18 protein-coding genes are annotated in these 22,046 nt (G+C 51.8%); 9 read left to right on the forward strand and 9 right to left on the reverse strand.

Going from position 1 to position 22,046, the window contains the following annotated elements; all coding sequences use genetic code 11:
• Positions 1–80: 80 nt before the first annotated feature.
• Positions 81–959 carry an alpha/beta hydrolase family protein gene (locus BM231_RS10110; protein ID WP_093518975.1) on the reverse strand — a complete coding sequence of 293 codons (879 nt, stop codon included), beginning with the start codon at positions 957–959 and terminating at the stop codon, positions 81–83.
• A gap of 182 nt (positions 960–1,141) precedes the next feature.
• A complete protein-coding gene (locus BM231_RS10115) occupies positions 1,142–2,047 on the reverse strand; it encodes a LysR family transcriptional regulator (RefSeq protein WP_093518976.1) in 906 nt (301 codons plus the stop codon).
• 107 nt (positions 2,048–2,154) lie between these two features.
• Here BM231_RS10115 and BM231_RS10120 point away from each other — a divergent pair, with 107 nt between their 5' ends.
• The 4 genes from BM231_RS10120 to BM231_RS10135 all read left to right on the forward strand — a co-directional run bounded on the left by BM231_RS10120 (position 2,155) and on the right by BM231_RS10135 (position 5,140).
• Positions 2,155–2,613 (forward strand): SgcJ/EcaC family oxidoreductase, encoded by a 459-nt coding sequence (locus BM231_RS10120; RefSeq protein WP_181951975.1) that lies wholly within the window; start codon positions 2,155–2,157, stop codon positions 2,611–2,613.
• A gap of 42 nt (positions 2,614–2,655) precedes the next feature.
• Positions 2,656–3,399: a VOC family protein gene (locus tag BM231_RS10125; RefSeq protein WP_093518979.1), complete on the forward strand. Its 744-nt coding sequence runs from the start codon at positions 2,656–2,658 to the stop codon at positions 3,397–3,399.
• Positions 3,400–4,051: 652 nt separating this feature from the next.
• Complete coding sequence (locus tag BM231_RS10130) at positions 4,052–4,540, forward strand: DUF2267 domain-containing protein (protein ID WP_093518981.1); 489 nt, start codon at positions 4,052–4,054, stop codon at positions 4,538–4,540.
• Between the two features lie 165 nt (positions 4,541–4,705).
• The gene (locus BM231_RS10135; RefSeq protein ID WP_208860252.1) at positions 4,706–5,140 is read left to right on the forward strand and encodes a hypothetical protein; all 435 of its coding nucleotides are present in this window, start codon (positions 4,706–4,708) and stop codon (positions 5,138–5,140) included.
• Between the two features lie 24 nt (positions 5,141–5,164).
• Here the strand turns inward: BM231_RS10135 and BM231_RS10140 are convergent, their stop codons facing one another.
• Together BM231_RS10140 and BM231_RS10145 are read right to left on the reverse strand one after the other, a co-directional pair.
• Entirely contained in the window at positions 5,165–5,953 is a 789-nt protein-coding gene (locus tag BM231_RS10140) for a hypothetical protein (protein ID WP_093518983.1), read from the reverse strand.
• A gap of 105 nt (positions 5,954–6,058) precedes the next feature.
• The gene (locus BM231_RS10145) at positions 6,059–7,798 is read right to left on the reverse strand and encodes a sulfatase family protein (RefSeq protein WP_093518985.1); all 1,740 of its coding nucleotides are present in this window, start codon (positions 7,796–7,798) and stop codon (positions 6,059–6,061) included.
• Positions 7,799–8,136: 338 nt separating this feature from the next.
• Between BM231_RS10145 and BM231_RS10150 the strand changes: the two genes are divergently transcribed.
• Entirely contained in the window at positions 8,137–8,664 is a 528-nt protein-coding gene (locus BM231_RS10150; protein ID WP_159437956.1) for an AprI/Inh family metalloprotease inhibitor, read from the forward strand.
• Positions 8,665–9,005: 341 nt separating this feature from the next.
• On the opposite strand, the gene BM231_RS10155 is transcribed toward BM231_RS10150, so the two are convergent.
• From BM231_RS10155 to BM231_RS10165, 3 genes are all read right to left on the reverse strand, one after another.
• Positions 9,006–10,289, reverse strand: a complete 1,284-nt coding sequence (locus BM231_RS10155; RefSeq protein ID WP_093518989.1) for an amino acid permease — start codon at positions 10,287–10,289, stop codon at positions 9,006–9,008.
• A gap of 212 nt (positions 10,290–10,501) precedes the next feature.
• Positions 10,502–11,878: a tyrosine phenol-lyase gene (locus tag BM231_RS10160; RefSeq protein WP_093518991.1), complete on the reverse strand. Its 1,377-nt coding sequence runs from the start codon at positions 11,876–11,878 to the stop codon at positions 10,502–10,504.
• 1,311 nt (positions 11,879–13,189) lie between these two features.
• Complete coding sequence (locus BM231_RS10165) at positions 13,190–13,462, reverse strand: hypothetical protein (protein ID WP_057463957.1); 273 nt, start codon at positions 13,460–13,462, stop codon at positions 13,190–13,192.
• A gap of 488 nt (positions 13,463–13,950) precedes the next feature.
• Here BM231_RS10165 and BM231_RS10170 point away from each other — a divergent pair, with 488 nt between their 5' ends.
• From BM231_RS10170 to BM231_RS10180, 3 genes are all read left to right on the forward strand, one after another.
• Positions 13,951–15,912 (forward strand): outer membrane protein, encoded by a 1,962-nt coding sequence (locus BM231_RS10170; protein ID WP_159437957.1) that lies wholly within the window; start codon positions 13,951–13,953, stop codon positions 15,910–15,912.
• Between the two features lie 824 nt (positions 15,913–16,736).
• Positions 16,737–17,126 carry an outer membrane protein assembly factor BamE domain-containing protein gene (gene bamE, locus BM231_RS10175; RefSeq protein WP_244271719.1) on the forward strand — a complete coding sequence of 130 codons (390 nt, stop codon included), beginning with the start codon at positions 16,737–16,739 and terminating at the stop codon, positions 17,124–17,126.
• Positions 17,127–17,423: 297 nt separating this feature from the next.
• Complete coding sequence (locus BM231_RS10180; RefSeq protein ID WP_093518995.1) at positions 17,424–17,861, forward strand: DUF134 domain-containing protein; 438 nt, start codon at positions 17,424–17,426, stop codon at positions 17,859–17,861.
• Positions 17,862–18,015: 154 nt separating this feature from the next.
• Here BM231_RS10180 and pheT read toward each other — a convergent pair whose 3' ends face one another.
• Positions 18,016–20,439: a phenylalanine--tRNA ligase subunit beta gene (pheT, locus tag BM231_RS10185; RefSeq protein WP_093518997.1), complete on the reverse strand. Its 2,424-nt coding sequence runs from the start codon at positions 20,437–20,439 to the stop codon at positions 18,016–18,018.
• Between the two features lie 28 nt (positions 20,440–20,467).
• Positions 20,468–21,550 (reverse strand): phenylalanine--tRNA ligase subunit alpha, encoded by a 1,083-nt coding sequence (pheS, locus tag BM231_RS10190; RefSeq protein ID WP_093518999.1) that lies wholly within the window; start codon positions 21,548–21,550, stop codon positions 20,468–20,470.
• 178 nt (positions 21,551–21,728) lie between these two features.
• On the opposite strand from pheS, the gene BM231_RS26940 reads away from it, so the two are divergent.
• Positions 21,729–21,884, forward strand: a complete 156-nt coding sequence (locus tag BM231_RS26940) for a hypothetical protein (RefSeq protein WP_159437958.1) — start codon at positions 21,729–21,731, stop codon at positions 21,882–21,884.
• Positions 21,885–22,046 lie beyond the last annotated feature (162 nt).

Consider the following 22,046-nt stretch of genomic DNA (forward strand, 5'->3'; position numbering starts at 1 on the left):
GATTGCCGCTAAAGCGCGGTTAGGTGCTCTCTTCAGCTCTGGTCTTTTTCATTTGCTCTCTGTTAATGGCACGGCGTGCTTCAGGTGATATCGAGAATTTCAGGCCAGAGGGCTGCATTTTGTCTGGTGAAGGCTTTCAGGTGCCCCACATCCTTAAGCTCAAAGTCGTCTGGATTGAGCGTCTGGCGCGTGATCTCCGCCTCTTTGTAGAGCGGCTCCATGCGATCAATAGAGGCTTTTGGAGCGGTGTCGTCATCAGTGAAGCCGATGATCTTGATTGGGCCCTTGTAGGGATTTGGATTCATTTGCGGCAGAACGCTGCCGATATCGCTGGTGTAGAAGGTGGGTGATGTACACCACTTGCGCCATTGCCAGTAGACGCCAGCAGGCATATCTGCGCCAAGGCCAAGCGCCTTGCCCGGCAGGTAGCCCTTTACGCGGGTTGCAACAGGCCCAAGCAGGAACCAGAACATAATCACCATGAAGAAGTAGGGCAGATGATGGTCGCGCCAGTAGACCTGACCGCAGGCCACTGTGGTGACCTTGTCAACCTTATCCAGATTGCGATGGAAGGGCAGCATGAAGCCGCCGAGGGAATGTCCAATCACATGGGTCTTGGGTGTGCCTGCCAACTGCAGCAACGCATCAAAGGCGGCTTGCTGATCATAAAATCCCCAATCGGCCATGGTCGCTTTGGAGTTGCGCGGATGGATCTGCTTAGAGGCACCAAAGTCGCGATAGTCATAGGTGAGGCAGAGATGGCCCTGCTCCGCAACCCAGCGGGCAAACTTGGCATAAAACAACTGCGGTACACCGGTTGCCCCGTGAATGATGACTGAGGATTTTGGATCGCCCACAGGCCAGTAGGCTTTGCCAATCAGTGTGGCACCCTCACTGGGAATTGTGATTGTTTCCACGCGCTGCTCACTTTCAGCCATCATTTCTTCCAGTTGCTTCATAGCGGTATCTTTTCCATTCAAGATATCCGCATAGGATCATATATTAACGTATAGGTAAAGCTGGAAGGTAAAATAAACCGCTCTCTTTTAAGAGAAGGTTTCATGAGTTCATTCGCGTAAACACCGTGGTTTCAGAGCATGTTGCGTGGCTTATCAGGCGCTTGGGTCAGGTGAAACCTGCTTTATTGCAGTGCTTTCGCCAGCGCCTGTTGGATTGCCATAATTGATTCCTGCACCGATTTAGGCGGTAAAGTATCGTAGCTGTGTACAGCGTAGATCGGGGTTGGTTCAGGCTCTACCAGAGTAAGGAGAGGCAGGAGCGTTCCAGCCTTCAGATCCTGTGCAATTGCAATATCTGGCAGGAGTGCAACACCCAGAGCGTTTCGGGCAAAAGCTGCAATGGCTTCTATGGTGTTGGCTTTGACGGCAGACCTGAAGCTCACATCAATACTCTCTGCCCCTACCAGAGCCGGAAGGCGATGCCGGACCACGGCAGGTTCTCGTGTATGCGCGATGTATGGCAGAGACTGCACCCACTGCCAGTAGATTGGATCGTCAAAGGCGGGCGCATTTTCCATCACAGCTGGCGCTGCACATAGAATATCGCGCAGGGAACCAATGCGGCGGGCCTGAAGAGTGCTATCAGGCAACTGGCCGACGCTGATGGCGACATCAATCCCTTCCGTAATCAGATTCAAGCGTTTGTCTTCTGCGATCACCGAAGGTTGGAGGTTCGGGAATTTCTCCTCCACAAGAGCCAGCGCGGGCGCGATAACGGGCGTGATGAAAGCATGTGGGGCGGTGATGGTGATTGGACCTGATGGGACCGCACCAAAGCTCTCCATTTCAGTTTCTGCCTGCCGTGAGAGTGCAAGGATCTCTTTGCAGCGCTGGTAGTACCTCTCCCCTGCTGGCGTCAAAGACAAATGGCGCGTGGTGCGGATGGCGAGTTTTACATCCAGCTGTTGTTCCAGCCGTTTCAGGTTTTGACTGACAGCGGACTTGGCTATGTTCAACTCATCCGCTGCACGGGTGATTGAGCCAGTTTCGACAACTGTGACGAAGGAGAGCGGGAGCGTTGAGAGCATTTTGTTCTCACTATATGAATAGTGATTTCAGAAATAGAGTGTTTTTCAAACAATGCAAGTGCGGCAAAAGACAGTCATCAACATCGCATCTGAACGGAGATCACGTGATGACTTTCATTAAATCTATCGCTCTCGCTGCTACTGTCGCAGTTGGATTGAGCGGACAAGCCATCGCTGACGAAGCTGGAAAGCTGGCAGAAGGTGAATACAAGCTCAACACCGCAGTTGCCACAGCAAGCCGTGCCTGGCGTGATGCCTTCAACGCAGGCGATGCAGCCGGTGCCGCAGCGCTTTATGAAGACGATGCTGTGATGGTTGTGAAGCCATTTGGCACGTTCAAAGGACGTGAAGCGATTGAGGGCTTCTGGACAGACATCATCTCCAAGGGATTTGATGATGTGGTTTACAGCAATACCGTCACCACTGTTCTGGACCAGACCTCTGCCCGCGTTGCAGCCAACTGGAAAATGAACAACGCCCATGGCGTCATCACCAATGAGCTTTGGGTTTTGCAGCCAGATGGTCGTGCTTTGCTGCGTGAGGACCACTTCGAAATCGCTCAATAAACAAACGTGTTTGCCTTGTGCCCTGATGAAGGACAGTCTGTTATGACAAAGCTTGATACTCTTCGTTTGCGTGTCCGTGATGTGGCCGCTCTGAAACAGTTTTATTGCGATGTTTTAGGCATGTCCGATCAGGGTGACGGGCGGATCGGGTATTCGGCGGCAGAGGTCGCACTGCAGTTTGTTGAGGCAGACACGCCTTACGCGCCTCAGCCCTCTGATCTTTACTGGAAGATCGCACTCTCAGTTCCCAACATCGAGCTTGCCTGCGCGCAGCTTCGGGCACATGGTGTTTATGTTACAGGACCCCAGCAGTTTCGCGATGTTGGGTACCTTGCCAAATTCACAGATCCGGAAGGGTTTGTGGTTGAGCTGATTGACCATTGGTTTGAAGGCGACCGGCCTGATCTGGAGTTTGATGAGAGCCGTTTAGGCGGTGGCGCGCATCTGAGCCTTGTGACTCTACGCACCGGCGATATTGACGCGATTGAGCCCGATATTCTCAGTTGGGGAATGACCCCGCTCTCAGTTCAGTCCGTCGAGCCTTTTGGCTTCACACTCTACTTTTACGCCTTCACGAAAGAACAGCCTCCAAACCCTGACTTCTCCGCAATTGAGAACCGGACCTGGACTTATCAGCGGCCTTATACGGTTCTGGAAATTCAGCATGTTTCTGCTTTGGAGAGGGAGAGTTTGCCCAAGGTTGGTGCTGCAGGATATGGCGGCCTGATACTTGGCTCAGCCGGAGCACCTGTTCATTCTAAGCGGCTGATGATTACGGCAGGTTGAGGCTGCGGCATCTCCCGTCCCTACGTGCGGACTGCCTGAAAACGAAGAAGGCGGCAGGGCTAGAGTCCCCCTATACCCTAGCTCTAGCCGCCTTATCGTTGTGAGGTGGTGCCGACTTCAAACCGTCCTTTAAAGTCAGCGCCTCACACTTCGACTGGATTTCTGTCTGAGTTATTTCTTGCTGAGATCAGCGTCCAAACCAGCGATCATGCCATCTGCAGGTTTATTTCGCGAAGCAAACTCAGAAACCACAACCATTCCAAGAATCGCCAAGAATACGCAAATGAATAATATCAAGCCGAAAGTCATAGTGCCTCCACTTCAATGACGAATGAAGCGTAGATAGCATTTTGACCTATGTCAATATGAATTTATAATTTGACTAATGTGAAATTTACTCATGGTCAGAAGCGATATTTCTTCACCATTTCATTTCGCATCGCACAACTTAGTATAATTATTTCTTTTATTATTCTTGATCATGAATTTTCTAGACTTGACCCCATCTTTACTCAATGTTGCAGTATATATACGTATATTACCTAAGTTAAATCGATTTAGAAGCCGATTGAAAATCCGTCACTTTTGCAGCGCAGAAACTTGGGTTAAGCTCAGGCATCAGACAATCACCCTATTTTTCGGAGGTACTCTCATGCCCATGCCTCAGGAATATCAACTGGCTTCCCAACAGTACGAATCTTTCCTTCTGGATGCTCTGGAATCGATGGATCTGGTGACACGCAATCGGACGTATACCTGCGTGCAAGCCACCTTGCTGGCCTTTCGACATCGCCTGACTGCGGAGCAGGTTCTGCTCTTTGCGGATACGCTGCCAGCTGTTCTACGCGCGATCTTCACAGCTGGCTGGAGCCGGGACGACTACAAGCCTGAATTCGGAACGATGGAAGATTGGGCAGCCGATGCGATGGCTTTGCGCAGGCTTCACAACTTCTCTGATGAGGAAACACCTGCACGGGTCGCAGAGGTCCTGCGCCGCCATGTTGACCTGCCCCACTTTAAGCAGGTGTTAGGCCAGATCGGCCCTGACGCATTGCAGTTTTGGGGATTTGGTAGCTCGGTTGATGCAGAGACAAAGAAAGCTCTGCTTGCAGACGTTCCATCGCAAACCGGAGCGTTGTAAAATCTGTGCTTTCTTCAGGGGCCCCGTTGACTGAAGGGGCTGGCTCAGGCAGGGAGGGAAAGCTCATGCCTCCTCCCCTTATTTTCCAAGAGGCTATGCACCTCTCTCATTGCCCGCTCATTTTAGAGTGTCGTAAGGCGGAAAGCCGCGAAGGAAGTTCCAGCCATGTTTATGAAGCGTTTCGCACTGTGTTTTGCTGGTTGTGTGTTGGCCACTGCCAGCAATGCGGAAGATGCCGCTAGCCCTGCCTATGACACTGCCTCAACCACAGCGGCTCAGAATGAGGTCGTCTCGACACAGCCGCACCATGTTGCCATCGGTGATATGAGCGTCTCCTGGCAAGAGAGGCCTTCGTTTCAGGATCAAACTGGCAGCACGCTAAGTCTGGTCGCCGTGACTTTTACTGAACTTGATCCTCAGACCCGCGCCCCCATCGCGTCACCAAGCTTGTCCGTGAACGAGAGATTGAAATTAGCAAAGACAGCGATTGAGCTCTGGCCCAGCTGCTCCTATTACGGCTACGATCCTGAAATCAATGTCATTGATGGGTTTCGATGGAAGGACCATGACAACATCATCGTTGTGCTGGCTGGCTGCTAAGCGCCAGCCTGATGCACGTGCTGCTTATTTAAAGACGCAGCGGTTGATGGCCGGATCCTTACCGTCCAACTTTTTCGAGAGCAATGTAGCTACTCCCAGAGGCGCACCCACCATGAGCTCAGTTCCCGTGGAATTGACTGATTTGACCGAACAGAGCTTGTCATGGAACGACTTATCGCAGCATGTGCCATCGGTGTTGCGATCACCGGGTGCACATAACCAGGGGCCTGCCATCTGAAAGCCTGCGGATGGGCTGGGCACTGCCGGACAGGAACAGATAATCTCATCGTCCTTGACCGCTCCGATACCCGGAAAATCCTTGCCTTGCGTGCTGTTAAAGCAGAAGCCACCATCACATTGGGCAGAGTAGCCAGCAGGCTCATCTTCGGTGTTGAGGCAACTGTAGGTTGCCATCGGAGGCCCTAGCTTTTCTGTTTCAGGATCATAATCAGCTTCCATCTGGCGCGGTGTGGTATACGTGCTTACCGTGAACCCATTATCAATACCGGCCTTCAGCAGATCACAGACATCCTTTTTCTCGCCGCCCTCTTCATAATGAAACGGAAGAGAAATACTCTGCTCATTCATCACATCGCATTTGCAATAGGCCACGGTGTCGACGGTCCAGCATTTGGCTGTGGCGCATAGGGCAAACGTGTTGGGATCATCCTGAGATACCGGGCATTCCTTGAACAAGCTTGGATCCGTGCTCGTGTCCGCACTGGTATCGGCCTGAGCTAAGCTGCTGCTGAGCATGGAGAACGTGATTACGAGCCCCAGTGTTGCTAGTTGTGAAAGGGATTTCAGCGGCATTTGTTATCTCCATTTTGCGCTGAACGGTTGCCATTTTACGGGCTAACAGTCAGTCGGGCTTATCTGCTTGCTTATGACGTCATGATTGAACGGTCAGAGTGTTCGTCAGCGCCGTAAAGGTCCGGGGCTGGAACTGTCTTCATTGTTCAAAGTATGGGGAAGCAGACGTTTCTTAAGGCGCTGTTCAACCAGCACTTGCTCCAGTGCGTGGCGGATCTCATCGGGCAAGGCCTTGCCGGCCAATGGCGAGGTCAGGTTATGCTCTTCCAGTGGATCTTCCGTCAGATTGTAACACTCATACTCATCCGGAATGCCACGCGGTGTGGTGATGTTGTCCGGATTACTTGCACCGAGAAGGTTAGATACCGAAGATTGCATAAAACGATGGTTTTGCTGGGTGTAAAAGCGAGGATTGTCGAAGTAGCGCGTGTACTTCCACACAATATCTCCCGTTCGCTCAGGCAGTTTGGTAACGACAGTCTCCAAATGCTTGGGCTCAATGATGCTGTCGAATGCCAGTCCGGTAATCGCATTTGTCATCTGCGAACCTTCTTCGACACTGTCATCTGTCATAAAGTAAACGGGCTCATCAGCCATTCTCTGGCGCTCAGTTATAAACTCTGACAGATCTCGCCCCACCAGAGGGCGCGCTTCACTGTGGGATCTCGCCAGTTCTTTTCTTGTGGCCTCGGCATCAATGTCCGCCAGACTAAGGAGTGTTGGGAGAAGGTCTACATGTGAGGTCAGCAACTCAGACTGACGCGCTTCCGGAAACAGCACGGGGTTGGAAATTATGAAAGGGACATGCACGGTTTCCTGATAGGCATTGTACCACTTCTGATGCAAACCACCGTGAGCCCCCAGCATCTCTCCATGATCAGAGAGAAAAACAACGACCGTGTTTTCCGCAAAACTGGTGTTTTGCAGGGTCTCATAGACCCGATCGATATGCTTGTTCACTTCTGCCATCAGAAAATAATAGAGCTGCCGATAGCTGTCATCATCAGGCTGCGGCAGGTACATGCGCGGATAGGTATAAACATAATCCTTCTGGCAACGAGGCTTGCTTTCTAATGACTCTCCAGCTGTTGGTGCCGGAGCCACAAAGGGCAGTTTGCCTTCGTTCTTTAACGCTTCGAAGTTTGGGAACCAGCTCGGAATGCCCGAAAATACGATGTCGTGCGGGTTCACAAAGGAGGAGACCAGCAAAAAGGGCTGCTCCTCACCCGACTGGGCTTTTTCATCGAGATCCAATAGTAAACGACAAACCTGATCGGCAAAGCCGGGGTCGCGGACAGTGCCATCATTGGCTTGATTTGAACCATGGGGCTCCGGACCAATCCAACCGGAAAAACCGTATTTGTCCAGACATTCGGCTTCTTCATAAAGCGCTATGCGTTCAGGATACGTAGTCCCATCGACAGCATTGCTCATCAATGCTGTTTGTGTACCGGGAACATCGATGTCCTCATTGGAAATATGCCACTTTCCGCGATACCAGGTCTGATAGCCTGCCTGACGGAAGTAGTTGCCGAGGGTTGGCACCGTATCAGGTTCCAGCCAGAACATATTCTGATCATAAGAGGATTTGCCGATCCCCGGCGTCTGGCTGACACCATGTAATGAGGGGTACTGGCCAGTATAGATGCTAGTTCGGCTGGGAGCACAGGCTGTGGTTGCGGTGTGGTGGTTGAGAAACTCCAACCCATGGCGACGCATTTTCCCCAGCGCAACACTGTTTTGCAACCGGTACTGTCTGGCACTGTCATTTTCATAGACCGGCGGAAAGCGCTCTTCATCCGTCGTAATAATCAAGAAGTTGAGAGGCTTACCGTTAATTTTCATGCTGTGTCCTTATCGTTTTGTTCGTTCTGGACATCGATAACTGGAATATATGCACTTAAGTAATTCTGAGAGGACTGAGGCAGACAGGAAGCTGAAGACACTCAGAAAAGCGCGCGGGAAAGTTGTATGCCAGAAACATGAATCACAACATAAAGTTGTTCTGTGATTTCATCTTGAAATATGGGGGAGGTATTTTGATGGGGTGGGGCAGGAGAACATAGGTGGCGTTTAACTCGTTCAACTCATGCAGCAGTATATATAAAATTATCAACTTATGATTGCAAAATACATTTATTGATTTAATGTCTTCTCGTTTGATATTTCTCGAGGATTTTCACTTGCCTAAGCATACTTACTCACTCGTTGCTCTTTCTGGATTATTGATTGCATTGGCAGGGTGCCAAACATCATCGAATAACTCTGTGAAAGAGGAGCCGAAGCTCGAACTGTGTTCGGCCAATAACACTACAAAGAAACTTAGTTATTCTTCCCAAGCCAATGTGCACATCTCAACCGATTCAATCAAAGCCCTCGCATCAGTGGTAAAGTTTATCGCTAATGAAGCCTCTGCTCCAACAACAAAAGATCTCTTGGGTGATTGGACACTTGTTGATCTGAATACAAAGAAATCGTGCCCATTGGAAATGACTTCCAATCCGCAGAATAAAGCGAAGCATGCGATCAATACCAAGTCGGGCTGTGGATTGAGCAAAAGTAAAGCCGCCACATGGAATCTGGAAGGCAAAGAACTTGTACTCAAATCGCAATCAGGAGGAGAAACAGCAAGACTTGTTAAAGTCAACAAGACCTGCTGGGCAAGTTCAAGAACGGCTTCTCAAAACAAACAGTTCGTTTTGAGACGTTAAAGAGCACTTATCTCCATTCGTTCGGAGTTGAGGAAGGCAAGCCCACACATGTGGGCTTGGACTGTTGCCAAACTCCACAACACGGACAGCTTCGTTTGTTTGCTTAACCTTGGTTAGTTTTAGTCGCAAATTACGCGAACACCCCGAAACCTGCCTCCCAGCGGGTTCGAGGTGTTGGTGGGTCAGAACAGACAAAACTTGCCGCAGCGGGAAGGGCTGCGGCAAGTCTTTTACTGACATTTGAGGGTCAGTTGGTTTGATTGCGGGAGCTTGTGGCTTGCGCCCGCAATCAGTATTGCCCCGACTGAATAGTCGTCTTTATTGCATTCTCTTCAAGCGGATTAGCCGAAGATTGGCAGGTTACCAGTCAGTTCGAATGCGGTGATGATGAACACCAGGATACCGAAACCGAATACCATTGCCTGACGGGCGTTGCCGCCTGGGACCTGGTACATGTCTGGATTCCGCTCACGACAGATGCGAACCATTACGATTGGTGCCAGCAATGAGAAGATCACCAGAACCACACCAGCATAACCGATTGCTGCGATGAACCCGTGTGGGTACAGGATAGCAAGGATGATGGTTGGGACGAATGCGATACCTACAGTCTTTGCTTTACCGGCAACGGTAGATGTGTCGAACTTGAACAAGTCAGAGATGTAATCATACAGGCTGAGAGACACACCCAGGAAGGATGTTGCAACAGCCATGTTGCCAAAGATCTGCAGGATTACAGAGATGTTGGCACTGATACCAGACTTACTCAGAGCACCAATGATGTTACCGATGTTACCGCCTTCAGCGATAATTGCAGGGAAGTCATCACGGGAGATGTTTCCGAATACTGCAAACATCCAGAGGAAGTAGAAGAAACCAGCAAGGAAAATCGCAATCAACAGCGCTTTACTTGTCCGTTTCGCATCCAGCCCCAGGTAGTTGGTTACAGTTGGAACTGTAATCTGAAGACCAAAACTCGCTACCAGGAAGGAGATGGTGTAGAACGCATATGGCATGCGATCGCCGAGTGAGATCTCTGGGAACAGGTTCGTTGTAGATGAGTTGCCGATCAATGAGCTCAAGCTGATCATGAATGTGATGATCATGCCGCCGATGAGAACTGTGTTCACACGGTCGACTGCTCGGGTTCCCATCATCACTATCGATAATAGCACGACTGCGAAGATCAAACTCGCAACCCCTGATGACATGTTTACGTCACCAAAAATCGACAGCGAGTACGTGATGATCGAACTACCACCTGAGATGTAGGCGTAGGTGAGAACGTAGCACAGGAAGGCAACGGAGAGACCGTTGACCACCCGGCCCACGTTACCAATGGTGCCCTTGGCAAGGCTGTCGTAGTTGGACCCTTCAGGGAAATGAAGCGTGATTTCCATGATGTACAACGATGCGGTGTGCATGATGTAACCAACGACGATCATCAGAACCAGACAGACAGAGAACCAAACACCACTGTTTGCAACAGGGAGCGAGAACATGCCCGCGCCGACGGCGGTGCCAGCAGCGATCACACTGGCGCCCAGGATAGTGCCCTGACTTTTTTTGGTAGGTTTCGGTTCGGCTGTCTCAGCAGCTGGAACCTGATCAGAAGCGATGGTCATGTTGAGCCTCCCAACTCCGGCATTTGCCGTGACCAAGTGAGAAAACACCTGCCGATTTTGTAAGTGCCCCGTGGCAGAGCTTTCCCGAAAAGCGCACATAGACTTACGATGGGTAAGATTTGTGCTTTGATAACAACAGAGGAGAGCACACAGGCTCTCCTCCAATGCAGTTTAGTCTTTGACTATTGCTAGTCACTTCAATGGCTTAGTTCTTAGATTTCTTCGAAACGGCCAGTGAAGAAGCGAAGTACCTTAGGTTCGAATACGAATTCGAGGCCCTTGATGCTTTCGCGGTTTTTGTAGAGCTCGATGATCGCATCTGCGACGTAATCCATGTGTGCGTATGTGTATACGCGACGTGGGATAGTCAGACGAACGGTTTCGAGCTTAGGAACGTGGTTCTCACCGGTCTTAACGTCGCGGCCTGCGGACACGATACCGCGTTCCATGGTGCGTACACCGGAGGTGCGGTAGATCGCTGCGGCAAGTGCCTGTGCAGGGAGCTGCTGCTGGTCAAGGTGTGGCAGGAATGCGCGTGCATCGAGGAAGATTGCGTGACCGCCGTAAGGTTTAACCATTGGCACGCCAGCTGCATCCAGACGTTCGCCGAGGTAGCGGATCTGGTTTACGCGGTGTGAGATGTAGTCAAACTCAACGGATTCCTTGATGCCGATTGCCATTGCTTCCATGTCGCGGCCTGCGAGACCACCGTAGGAAGGCATGCCTTCGAACTGAACAACCATGCCTTTTGCTTCAGCAAACAGCTCGTCGTCGTTCACACACAGGAAGCCACCGTTGTTTGTCAGGCAGTCTTTTTTGCCGGACATGGTGCAGCCGTCGCCGTAGGAGAACATTTCGAAGAGGATTTCCTTGATGGATTTGTCTTCGAAGCCTGCTTCACGTTCTTTGATGAAGTATGCGTTTTCTACACAACGGGTTGCATCGTACATCACCTGGATGCCGTGCTTGTGGCAGAGTTCGCTTACTGCTTTGATGTTGGCCATGGAAACAGGCTGACCACCAGCCAGGTTCACGGTTACAGCAAGACAGATGTAAGGGATCTTGTCGCCACCAACTTCGTCGATGAGCTTCTGCAGTTTTGCAAGGTCCACGTTGCCTTTGAATGGCACGTCAGCCAGGTCAGGATTGTGTGCTTCGTCGCAGATTACGTCAACAAATGTTGCACCGTTACGTTCCTGGTGGAAACGTGTTGTGGTGAAGTACATGTTGCCTGGAACGTAGTCGCCTGGCTTGATTGTGAGCGTGGACAGGATGTTTTCTGCGCCGCGGCCCTGGTGAGTTGGGATAAGGTGTTTGAAGCCGAAGTGCTCTTTAACAACTTCTTCAAGGTGGTAGAAGTTTTCGGAGCCAGCATAAGCTTCGTCACCAACCATCAGGCCAGCCCACTGCTTGTCGGACATCGCGGATGTACCGGAGTCAGTCAGCAGATCGATGTAGCAATCTTTGGACTTCAGCAGGAATGTGTTGAAGCCAGCTTCCTGGATTGCCGCTTCGCGACGCTCGTCAGAAATGAAGTACATTGGTTCAACAGATTTAATCTTGAACGGCTCTGGCATAAACTTAGTCATAAGAACGTCCTCTTACTTGCTTCTTTACCAATAGGGCGGAGGGAATATGTCTCTCCGAATTCTCAGGGAGTGAAGAAAATTATCGATTTCAAAGTTACTTTACTTACAAATCGAAAACATTTTCGCTTCACCAATCTTCGAAACCATTAGATACTCAAATATTTCATCATAACAATAAGTAACAATATCCATATGTGAATAAATAATCGTTTTTATATACAGATCACAGGCACATATACCTTTATGCAATACACAAGGCGCTGATGTTTACATGAGTATTACTTGATCATACAGATTCATGGCCTGCATAATCTTGGCTGTGCTGTGATCTGTATATTTCCCCGTTGCAAGTCTCAGGCATGGCGGTATCGTTCTTCTGCACCCAGCGCGCTCAACACTTGGGAGACAGGAGTAAAGACAAACGTCATTATCTGAAGCAATCACGACACAACTGCAGCGCAAACCGGAGGTGCCGATGGTATTGCCAATATCCGGACACAGTTCCTCTGCTGCACAGGGGATGCAGTTTTGGAATGAGTGCCTGATATTTACTTGTTTTGGGGGTGTTGCATGTTTGGCTGGCCCCTACGCTCTGCATCTTTGGTGGACTGTAGGAGGCAGGAGGCGGGCTTACATGCGGCCGTGCAGCAGGAGCGACTCCACTGCAGGCGGAGGTCGTCAGACGAGATGCAGGTTATTGGCCATGGAAACATCTTCGATGTGCCAAGGCAGCTTATCTCTCTTTAAGATATTCAAATACAGCTGATACCAGCGCATTTTCCTAGTCCCAATGTAACTTCAAGACCTAATTGATTACACACATCGGAGTTTGGGCGAATTGGCCTGAAAGTCAAAAGGAAAAACTACTTAGAGACAGCGGCTTGACGGGGTTGCTCTGCCGCGGCGCGATGCAGATGCCGTTACAAGCTCCCTGAAATACCAAGGGTTTTCGGGTTTTATAGGGTATGAAACACTCATTTGGGCAAGGTTCTCGATTCGCCAAAACATCCTATTTATTCCACAATAAACTTATATATTAGCAAGTCCTGCCATTATTTTTGAAAAGGTTGGCATGAATCACTTTCACGCTCAGGGAGCTCGCTTGCGCTGCGTTTGAACAGAGTCGCAGCGCTGCGGTGCCCAATTTTGGGATGCTGGCCTGCGGGCGCGTTTGCCCGGCCGCAGACCAGCAGGGTGCTCATATGCGGGGTTGTGCCTCTCACCTGAGGTTGGAGGCCTTGGTGTGGAGGCGTCCCTGTGGCAGTGAACACGGGGTGCGTGTGACACCACCCGAGCACCTGTCACAGTGCGTTAATCCAGAGACACAACATTGGTGTTGACCGGCTGCGGAAGGGCGACCCGCTCCAATAATCCGCAGGACTTTTTCAGTGCCTCCAGGCGGTCACATAAAGCGTGGTGCAAAGTGAGCAAAGCATCCCGCTCGCAACTGTTCTTCACGCGCTCGCTGAGTACAAGCTGTTGCATGTACGCGAGGTTCTGAAGATCAGAGACGACGATCTGGACTTCGTCAATTTCATTCTGAAGAGTGTTTGTGGCGCTGCATGCGCATGCGGAATCGACCATATTCAAAGCCTCGTTGTTGGCTATTGAAGGGCCGCGCGACAAAGGGCTTTTGGAACCCGCTGGCGAGCGGGAGGCCAAAAACCTGACAACGACAGGCGGGTTTATTCCCCTCCGAAGAAGGTATTGTATTCACCGCCCTCCCGCTCATAACGAAGGGTTTGCGCACTTTTGGAAAAAAGGCACAAAAAATCCGCTAGTTAACGGGAGCGGGTACCGCGTTGTTGGAGGTTTTGGGCCTCACCCAAGAGCATGCAACCAGATGCATGCGGTGTCAATGGTCAACGTTTGCAAGCGCGCGTTGTGTGGCGGAGGGGAGACGGTGGTCGACCCGTTGCATATTGGCAACGGTTAGGTAAATCCACATAGTATTACCCTAGGGAATGAAAGAATCGATAAAATTCGTGCTAGTGAATATTTCTAATAATATTCAGAAGCTCTGCCTCAAAATGAGCGAGGCTTCTCTAATAATGCAAAGTTGGGTTGCAATCGTGCTTAAAGCAAAAACAAAATCCTCAAGTGAGACTACTCCTCCTCTTTCAATGCTCAAAACTGCCCTTTTTCTATCGGTTGCAGGGCTCTTTACCAGCCCAGCTTTTGCTGAAGATTCAAGTTTAGACATCCAGAATGTTCGTGACTGGACTGGCCTTTATGGCGGCGTTCACACTGGTGGCTTAATCGGTCGCACCACTCCCCTAGAGTATGGCGGCATTAACGACTATGGTGAATATACAAAAGCAGAAGCTGCCCTGCTTGCTGGCTTACAAGCTGGCTATAACCGCCAGCATGGCAACTTTGTTTATGGTGTAGAGTTTGACCTCTCCAAAACCAACTTCAACGTTTCGCAAAACTACGGTTCAGATGGAAGTAACGAGGCAACATGGAATTGGCTTGCTACGGCTAGAGCACGCGCAGGTTTAGCGGTTGGTGATGGCCTGTTTTATGCGAGTGCAGGCCTCGCATTCGTTGATGCAGACTACAACTTCGTTGAAGGTAGCTCTGAAGCTTCACACTCCGGCATTCATACTGGTCTTGCTGTTGGAGCTGGATATGAGCATGCATTTGACCAAAACTGGTCGCTACGAGCCGATTATCTGTTTGTAGGGTTGCCAAATAAAGGCATCACTGACTTTGGTGGCGGCTATGGCACGTTTACCTCTTCCGCGCATTTTGGTCGCCTTGCTCTAAACTTTGCACCAGGGAGCAATCAGAGAGAAGCAAACTCAGATGCAGGTAGCTCTGGGACGTGGGATGGCCTTTATGTGGGTGCAAATGCTGCTGCACTTCTGGGGCGCTCTGCATCTCTTGAGTACTATGGCCACTGGGACTATAGCGAGTACACTGCCGAGAAATGGGCTGCAGCTGGTGGATTACTCGCAGGTTATAACTTCCAACACGGCAACAGCGTTCTCGGTGTGGAAGCTGATGTGAATCTACCTTCGTTTTCAACTAAACATCAGTTTAGCAATGCCAATTACATCAATTCCTCCAAGTGGAACTGGTACAGTACACTACGTGTTCGCGCGGGCCTGAACGTTGGCAATACATTGGGTTATGTCACCGGCGGTGTTGCTGCGGTCAACGCTGATTATAAATTCGGAGAAGTTAGCGACCCCGACGACCTGACGAAGTCCAAGACGACCCACCTAGGTTTAGCGATTGGTGCTGGCGTAGAGACAGCAATTACCAAGCGCATTTCCGCAAGGCTTGAATACCTTCACATAGCGCTCCCAGAAGACTTCTCTGGTCACAAGATTAATGACGAAGCAGGCTCGTTCACTTCTTCTGCTGACATCGCAAAAGTCTCTGTGAGTTATTCGTTGAGCGATGGCTTAAACACCAGCAAGGAAACCACCCTTCCAAAAACAATCGACTGGTCCGGGCTTTACGTGGGCGCTCTAGTTGACGGCTCGATTAAGTCTGCGACAGCCACCGAATACAGCGGCCCACATGACTATGGCGAGTACACAATCACAGATTGGGCAGCCGGTGCTGGTGGACTTATTGGCTTCAACGCACAAGCTGGCAACTTTGTGTATGGTCTGGAGGCCGATATTGCATGGTCCAGCTGGGACCAGAAGCACTTATTCGATGACAAGAGTGAAGTTAATAGTTCCCGAATGCCTTGGCTTGCAACAGCAAGAGCACGCGCAGGCTTAGCTGCGGGGAATGGATTGTTATATGCAACCGCTGGCGTTGCAATTGCACAAACAGAACAGAACTTTGGTGACGCCCGCAATCCGGAAGCTTCCGTCAAAAAAACACACTATGGGTATGTCTTTGGTGCTGGTGTTGAGCATAACTTCTCACAGGATTGGACCGCCCGTCTTGAAGGCCTTCGTGTAGCCTTCCCAAGCATCACCGATAAGTCATTTTCTGACGATTATCCGATAAACTTCACAAGCTCATCCACGATGGTCCGCTTTGGATTGACCAAGCGCTTCAAACTGTAAATCAGTGAAAAATTAATCCTGGCATGGCATTTTGCTTGCCGGGATTTTTAGCCACGGGATCTGCTCGGGTGGAGTTGGTGTTGAGAGTTGTAGCCGGTTCCCTCTAGGCGTCTTCCCGCACTCGATGCGGGATCTAGGGCCAAGGGCACGGGCTTGCCGAACTAATTCCAGATGCAAATCCTGCTAAGTCGGATTGGTGCGCTCATTCTTTCAAGCTTATGGCCAGCACTTCAGCTGTTCTTGCGTGGCTAGTTTCAGCTGGATCCCGCAACAAGTGCGGGAAGACGACGGTGGGGAGCGCATCGGGCTGATGAACTCCAGCTAGTAAGGTAATGCGGGGATAAGTTTAGTTTTGGGTGATGCGAGTGGTACGCTGCCTGAGGCTCATAGCTCCGGCACTTATTCCCCTTCTGCGGGGTGAGATGGCGGTTTGGGTGGTACTGTTCTACCAATTTCCATAGGAACGCAGAAAAACGCAAAGGTGCGCATAGCAACGCAAAAAGACGTTTGCAGGGTTATGCCCGCTGGGGCTCTTGTGATTGTGCTGGAATCTTCCACATGATGTGTGCGGGGCATTTTGCCAGCTTTGGTGTTTTGGGCGTGCTGGCATTTTCTTTAATACGCTGAATTTATTACATTATTTGATATAAAAATCGCACCCTGACAGTTCTGACACGAGTCTTATCTCAGGTTTACAGGGCTGCGTTCTGGCGCCACGCTCGGCTTAGAGAACGAAGTTCTATTCCCAGTTAAGAAGAACTCGCCGTGCGTTGTCTTTACGGAACAACGCAAACCAACGCAAAAGGGGCATAGATTTGCGAATTGTGCACGTTATCCTCGCTCTGGGGCTTGGGCTGGTTGTGGCTGGCTGCGCTTCTGTTGGCAATGAGAGCCTTCGGCATTTGACGCGCGAGGGGTTGGAAAGCCAGCTGGAGAACGGCAAGACGACCAAGGAAGATGTGCGCGTTGCATTGGGCGATCCAAACACCACTGACTTTACCGATAGCGGCAATGAGATTTGGAAATACAGGCATGTACGGACGCAGGCGAAGGTTGAGAACTTCATTCCTGTGGTTGATTTGCTTGCCAGTGGACAGGATGTGACCACCAAGGAAGTGGCCCTGTTTTTTGACCAGGACGGTTTGCTGAGGAACTACTCCATGATTGAGGTGGAGGACGAGGTTCGTACCGGACTTATCACCGCGAACATGTAGCATAGATTTTTGCTGGTTTGATGCGCTCGAGGCTGATGTTTCGGGCGTTTTTGGTGTTTGCTCCCCTCTCTGCTGCTGGTTATGCCCGTTTGCGGCGGGGTGGCATTATGAGCATATGTTCTTTTCCTAGCTTGTCAGCGGCGGATGGGAGGCGCAATATAATGAACATATGCTCATTAGAGTTGGCCGCGTGCTCTCATTTCACGCCCCCTGCTCTAGGTTTATGTTGCTGTGCGTCTCCTTGCCCAAAACTCAATGACGGCTTTTACGGGATACGCTGTGAAGGGAGTGTTTGTTATGCCACGTCCAAGAAAACCACGCCGGATTCATGGAACCGCAGGAGTGCGCTTTTTCAAGCCGCAGGGGGTTCCGCTACGCAAGCTTCAGGCGGCTGTATTATCCGAGGATGGGATGGAAGCCTTGCGTTTGGCCGATGCGGAAGGGCTGGAGCATACAGCTGCGGCGGACCTGATGGGGATTTCGCGGCCCACGTTCTCGCGGCTTGTCTCCCACGCCCGCACGGTGGTTGCGACGGCGCTGACTGAAGGGCTGGCGCTGAAGATTGAGGGCGGTGCTGTTGCGGTGAACGGCGCTTGCTCTCCAGAGGCGGAGTTGAGCGACGAGGACTGTCAGCACATGCAGCGGCGTCGGCGGCGGGGTTTCTGCGGGCGGGCGAGTGTGATCTCTGAGCCTGTGCAGCTGGATGAGGCGGATGCGCGTGAGGGAACGGACTGAGCGTGTTGGCTCTGCGTTTGATTATGCCCGTTGATGCGTGAAGTTATGCCCCTGTTGGCGGGCCGATTTTGGCTAATTTTGCAACAAAAAACGCGGTTTCCGGAATTTTCGGAAACCGCGTTTTTTAGTGTTCGTCAGCGTTGTTCAGCGGGAGTTATCCGCGCAGGGTACCGCCGGTAGCCTTTTGAACGGACGCAACAATCTTGTTTGAGACCGCCTCGATATCCTCATCGGTGAGGGTTTTCTTGGTCGGCTGCAGGGTCACATCAATCGCGAGAGAGCGATGACCTTCCGGCACGCCCTGCCCTTCGTAGATATCGAAGAGATTCACGTTTGTGATCAACGCCTTATCCGCACCTTTGGCAGCTTTCAGAAGCTTCTCAACCGGGATAGAGCTGTCTACCAGGAACGCAAAGTCCCGTTTTACCGGCATAAGATCCGCAGCATTCAGCGCACCCTTGGATTTGGTCGCTTTCTTCTTCGGCTGAGGAACAGCGTCAATGAAGACTTCGAACGCCACGAGCGGGCCTTCAATGTCCAATGCTTCCAAGGTCTTAGGGTGGATCTCACCGAAGTACGCCAGGGTGTTTTTCGGGCCCATTTTGAGGGCACCGGAGCGGCCTGGGTGGTAGTAGGATGGGGCGTCGGTGAAGACCATCAGGTTGTTTACCTGCGCACCAATGGACTGCAGTACCGCGCCTGCATCAGCCTTCGCGTCGAAAACATCAATGTTTTCAGCGTTTCCGGACCAATGGCGACCAGAACCGGTTGGTTTGGCGGTACCACGGCGGATGCCGGCGATGACCATCTTCTGGCCTTTTTCGCTATCGTTTTCAAAGACTTGGCCGACTTCGAACAAGGCGACATCGGCATAACCGCGGTCTGCGTTGCGCTGTGCTGCGGAGAGCAGACCAGGCAGCAGGGACGGACGCATGTCGGACATGTCTGCGGAGATCGGATTTGCCAATGATAGCAGTGGGTTACCACCGCCGAAGTGCTCTGCGTGGGCTTTTGGAATGAAGGACCACAGAACAGCCTCGTCCATGCCGCGTGTTGCGAGTGCGCGGCGGGCATTAGAGCGGCGGATCTGGCTAACAGTTAGAACCTTCTGGGAGATTGGCTCCATGCGCGGCAGGGTAGCAGTTGGCACTTTGTCGATGCCGACAATGCGCATAACCTCTTCTACCAAATCAGCTTTTCCGTGTACGTCCGGACGCCAGCTTGGAGGAGAAACCTTGACCACATCGCCGTTGCCAGCGACCCAGAAGCCCAGCAGGGAGAGGATAGCTTTGATCTCGCCGTGGGATACTTCCAGACCGGAGAGGCGTTTGACTTCGCTGAGAGGGAAGTCGATGATGCGCTCTTCCTGTGGCACTTCTCCTACAACGTGCGCGTCGGAAGCTTCGCCGCCGCCACATAGGTCCATGACCAATTTCGTAGCAACTTCAAGGCCTTCCACCATGTACGCCGGGTCCACACCGCGCTCGAAGCGGTAGCGGGCGTCGGTAGATACTCCCAGTTTACGACCGGTACGAGCGATGTTGAGGGGATCCCAGAGAGCGCTTTCGATCACCACGTTGGTGGTGTTTTCGTCGCAACCTGTTGATTCTCCGCCCATAATTCCGCCGAGGGACTCCAGACCGTTGTCGTCGGCAATGACAACCACGTTCTCATCGACAGCATAAGTTTTTCCGTCGAGGCCAACAAGTTCTTCACCTGCTTTGCCGTGACGGACGGTCAGGTCGCCGGAAACCTTATCTGCATCAAAGACATGCAGCGGGCGGCCCTGATCGAAGGTCATGTAGTTGGTGATGTCCACGAGGGCATTAATCGGGCGCAGACCGATAGCAACCAGACGCTTCTGCATCCATTTTGGAGACGGGCCGTTTTTGATCCCACGGACCACACGGTAGCCGAATGCAGGGCAGTGTTCCGGGCTATCCCCTAGATCCAAAAGGATTTTTAGGTCGTTTGCGTTGCTATGTGCGTTGATTTGCGTTTTTTGCGGGGTTTTTAGCGTTCCTAAGCCGGAAGCAGCCAAATCACGCGCAATTCCGAACACGCTTGCACAGTCGGAGCGGTTTGGGGTCAGGCCTATTTCGATGACCGGATCGTCCAGACCAGCATATGCAACAAACGGGGTGCCGACTGGCGCGTCTTCTGGCAGGTCGATGACGCCGTCGTGTTCGTCGGATAATTCCAGCTCGCGCTCGGAGGCCATCATGCCGTGGCTTTCCACGTCGCGGATTTTACCGACGGACAATGTTACATCGAGACCGGGGATGTAATCGCCCGGTTTTGCGAACACGCCAATCAGGCCTTTGCGGGCGTTTGGTGCGCCGCAGACAACCTGCAGGGGCTCACCTTCGCCGGTGTCCACTTTCAGCACGCGCAGACGATCTGCATTTGGATGCTGCTCGGCTTCCAGAACGCGGGCGATTTTGAATGTGCCAAGGCGATCAGCTGGATTGGTGATTTCTTCCACTTCCAGCCCGATCAGCGTCAGGCGCTCTACAATTTCATCAAGGCTTGCATCGGTCTCAAGATGGTCCTTGAGCCAGGAAAGGGTGAATTTCATTTTATTAGCTCTTTACGTTTGGACCAAATTACTTGGAAAGACCGGAAACCAGCGCTGGCATATCCAGCGGGCGGAAGCCGTAGTGCTTGAGCCAGCGGACGTCTGCATCAAAGAAGGCGCGCAGATCGTTCATGCCGTATTTCAGCATTGCCAGACGGTCGATGCCGATGCCCCATGCAAAGCCTTGGTACACATCCGGGTCCAGACCACAGTTGCGCAGAACGTTGGAGTGCACCATGCCGCAGCCGAGGATTTCCATCCAGTCGTTGCCGGTACCGATTTTCACTTCAGAGCCGGAGCGGTCGCACTTCACGTCCACTTCCATGGATGGCTCGGTGAATGGGAAGAAGCTTGGGCGGAAGCGCAGCTCTACATCATCCACTTCGAAGAAGGCTTTGAGGAACTCTTCCAATGTGCCCTTCAGGTGGCCGATATGCGTGGTCTTGTCGATCACGAGGCCTTCCAGCTGGTGGAACATTGGTGTGTGGGTCTGGTCGCTGTCACAACGGTATGTGCGGCCCGGCATGATCAGGCGCAGCGGTGGCTCCTGAGATTTCATCGCGCGGATCTGCACTGGGGATGTGTGCGTGCGCAGCAACATGCGCTCGCCCTCTTCCTTCTCGTTGAAGAAGAAAGTGTCGTGCATTTCGCGGGCCGGGTGGCCTTCCGGGAAGTTGAGCGCGGTGAAGTTCAGCTCATCGGTCTCGATGTCCGGGCCTTCAGCAACGGAAAAGCCCATGTCGGCGAAGATGGCGATCAGCTCGTCCGTCACCTGAGAAATCGGGTGGATGCGGCCTTCTTCTGCCGGTGTGGTGCGCAGTGGCTGGCTCACATCAACGGTTTCAGAGGCGAGGCGCGCGTTGAGAGCTTCCTCTTTCAGCAGCTCTTTGCGGGCGGTGATGGCCTCACCAACGCGGTTTTTAAGGCCGTTGAGTGCAGGACCCATTTCCTTGCGCTCTTCCGGGCTCATTTTGCCAAGCGTTTTCATTTTTTCAGAAACGCTGCCCTTTTTGCCAAGGGCGGCAACGCGCACGTCTTCCAGTGCGGCTTCGGAGTCAGCACCGGCAATCGCGGTGTTAATCTCGGCTTCGAGTGTTTCGAGGTCGGACATAATCCCTCAAGGGTTTGGATGTGCCAGCAGCTGATTGAGACCTGAGTCCCAGCCGGGCAAATAAAATTCGTGGAGGTCTTTTAGCGAATGCTGGCAGCGCAATAAAGGGGCTGATTGAGTTTCAGCCTCTTAGATTTCCTCAATACTCCCGTTTTTCAGCGGAAACTGAGGAATTACGATGAAAACACCCGCTGGGGCTGCTCGTGGAATGGCACGCCCTGCCCCGCTGCCTAAACGCTCTTGCCTGAATGAAGACGCACAAACGGGCGAGCACAAGGGCTCTGCGGTGCGGTTTTCACTCATGCATTGGGAGCGTTTCAAGCCAAGCGCATAAATCGCCCACACGCCGGACCATCATGGACACGGGCGGTGATTTTTACAGCGATATGCATGCGCAACGGCATTGGGAATCCTTTGAGGATTGGTGGTGGTGTGTGGAGAGTAGCAGAGAGACCAATCCTCGACTAGTCCAATTAGATGAAAAATTATCTTTTAA

Source organism: Pseudovibrio ascidiaceicola (genome assembly GCF_900114245.1).
GTDB lineage: Bacteria > Pseudomonadota > Alphaproteobacteria > Rhizobiales > Stappiaceae > Pseudovibrio > Pseudovibrio ascidiaceicola.

Excerpts from the sequence above, each read along its gene's own strand:
- pheS (WP_093518999.1), bottom strand. The coding sequence starts at position 21,550 with ATGTCCGACCTCGAAACACTCGAAGCCGAGATTAACACCGCGATTGCC.
- BM231_RS10140 (WP_093518983.1), bottom strand. The coding sequence starts at position 5,953 with ATGCCGCTGAAATCCCTTTCACAACTAGCAACACTGGGGCTCGTAATC.
- BM231_RS10135 (WP_208860252.1), top strand. The coding sequence starts at position 4,706 with ATGTTTATGAAGCGTTTCGCACTGTGTTTTGCTGGTTGTGTGTTGGCC.
- BM231_RS10130 (WP_093518981.1), top strand. The coding sequence starts at position 4,052 with ATGCCCATGCCTCAGGAATATCAACTGGCTTCCCAACAGTACGAATCT.
- BM231_RS10120 (WP_181951975.1), top strand. The coding sequence starts at position 2,155 with ATGACTTTCATTAAATCTATCGCTCTCGCTGCTACTGTCGCAGTTGGA.
- BM231_RS26940 (WP_159437958.1), top strand. The coding sequence starts at position 21,729 with ATGAAAACACCCGCTGGGGCTGCTCGTGGAATGGCACGCCCTGCCCCG.
- BM231_RS10125 (WP_093518979.1), top strand. The coding sequence starts at position 2,656 with ATGACAAAGCTTGATACTCTTCGTTTGCGTGTCCGTGATGTGGCCGCT.
- BM231_RS10145 (WP_093518985.1), bottom strand. The coding sequence starts at position 7,798 with ATGAAAATTAACGGTAAGCCTCTCAACTTCTTGATTATTACGACGGAT.
- pheT (WP_093518997.1), bottom strand. The coding sequence starts at position 20,439 with ATGAAATTCACCCTTTCCTGGCTCAAGGACCATCTTGAGACCGATGCA.
- BM231_RS10160 (WP_093518991.1), bottom strand. The coding sequence starts at position 11,878 with ATGACTAAGTTTATGCCAGAGCCGTTCAAGATTAAATCTGTTGAACCA.
- BM231_RS10165 (WP_057463957.1), bottom strand. The coding sequence starts at position 13,462 with ATGGTCGATTCCGCATGCGCATGCAGCGCCACAAACACTCTTCAGAAT.
- BM231_RS10180 (WP_093518995.1), top strand. The coding sequence starts at position 17,424 with ATGCCACGTCCAAGAAAACCACGCCGGATTCATGGAACCGCAGGAGTG.
- BM231_RS10115 (WP_093518976.1), bottom strand. The coding sequence starts at position 2,047 with ATGCTCTCAACGCTCCCGCTCTCCTTCGTCACAGTTGTCGAAACTGGC.
- BM231_RS10155 (WP_093518989.1), bottom strand. The coding sequence starts at position 10,289 with ATGACCATCGCTTCTGATCAGGTTCCAGCTGCTGAGACAGCCGAACCG.
- BM231_RS10110 (WP_093518975.1), bottom strand. The coding sequence starts at position 959 with ATGAAGCAACTGGAAGAAATGATGGCTGAAAGTGAGCAGCGCGTGGAA.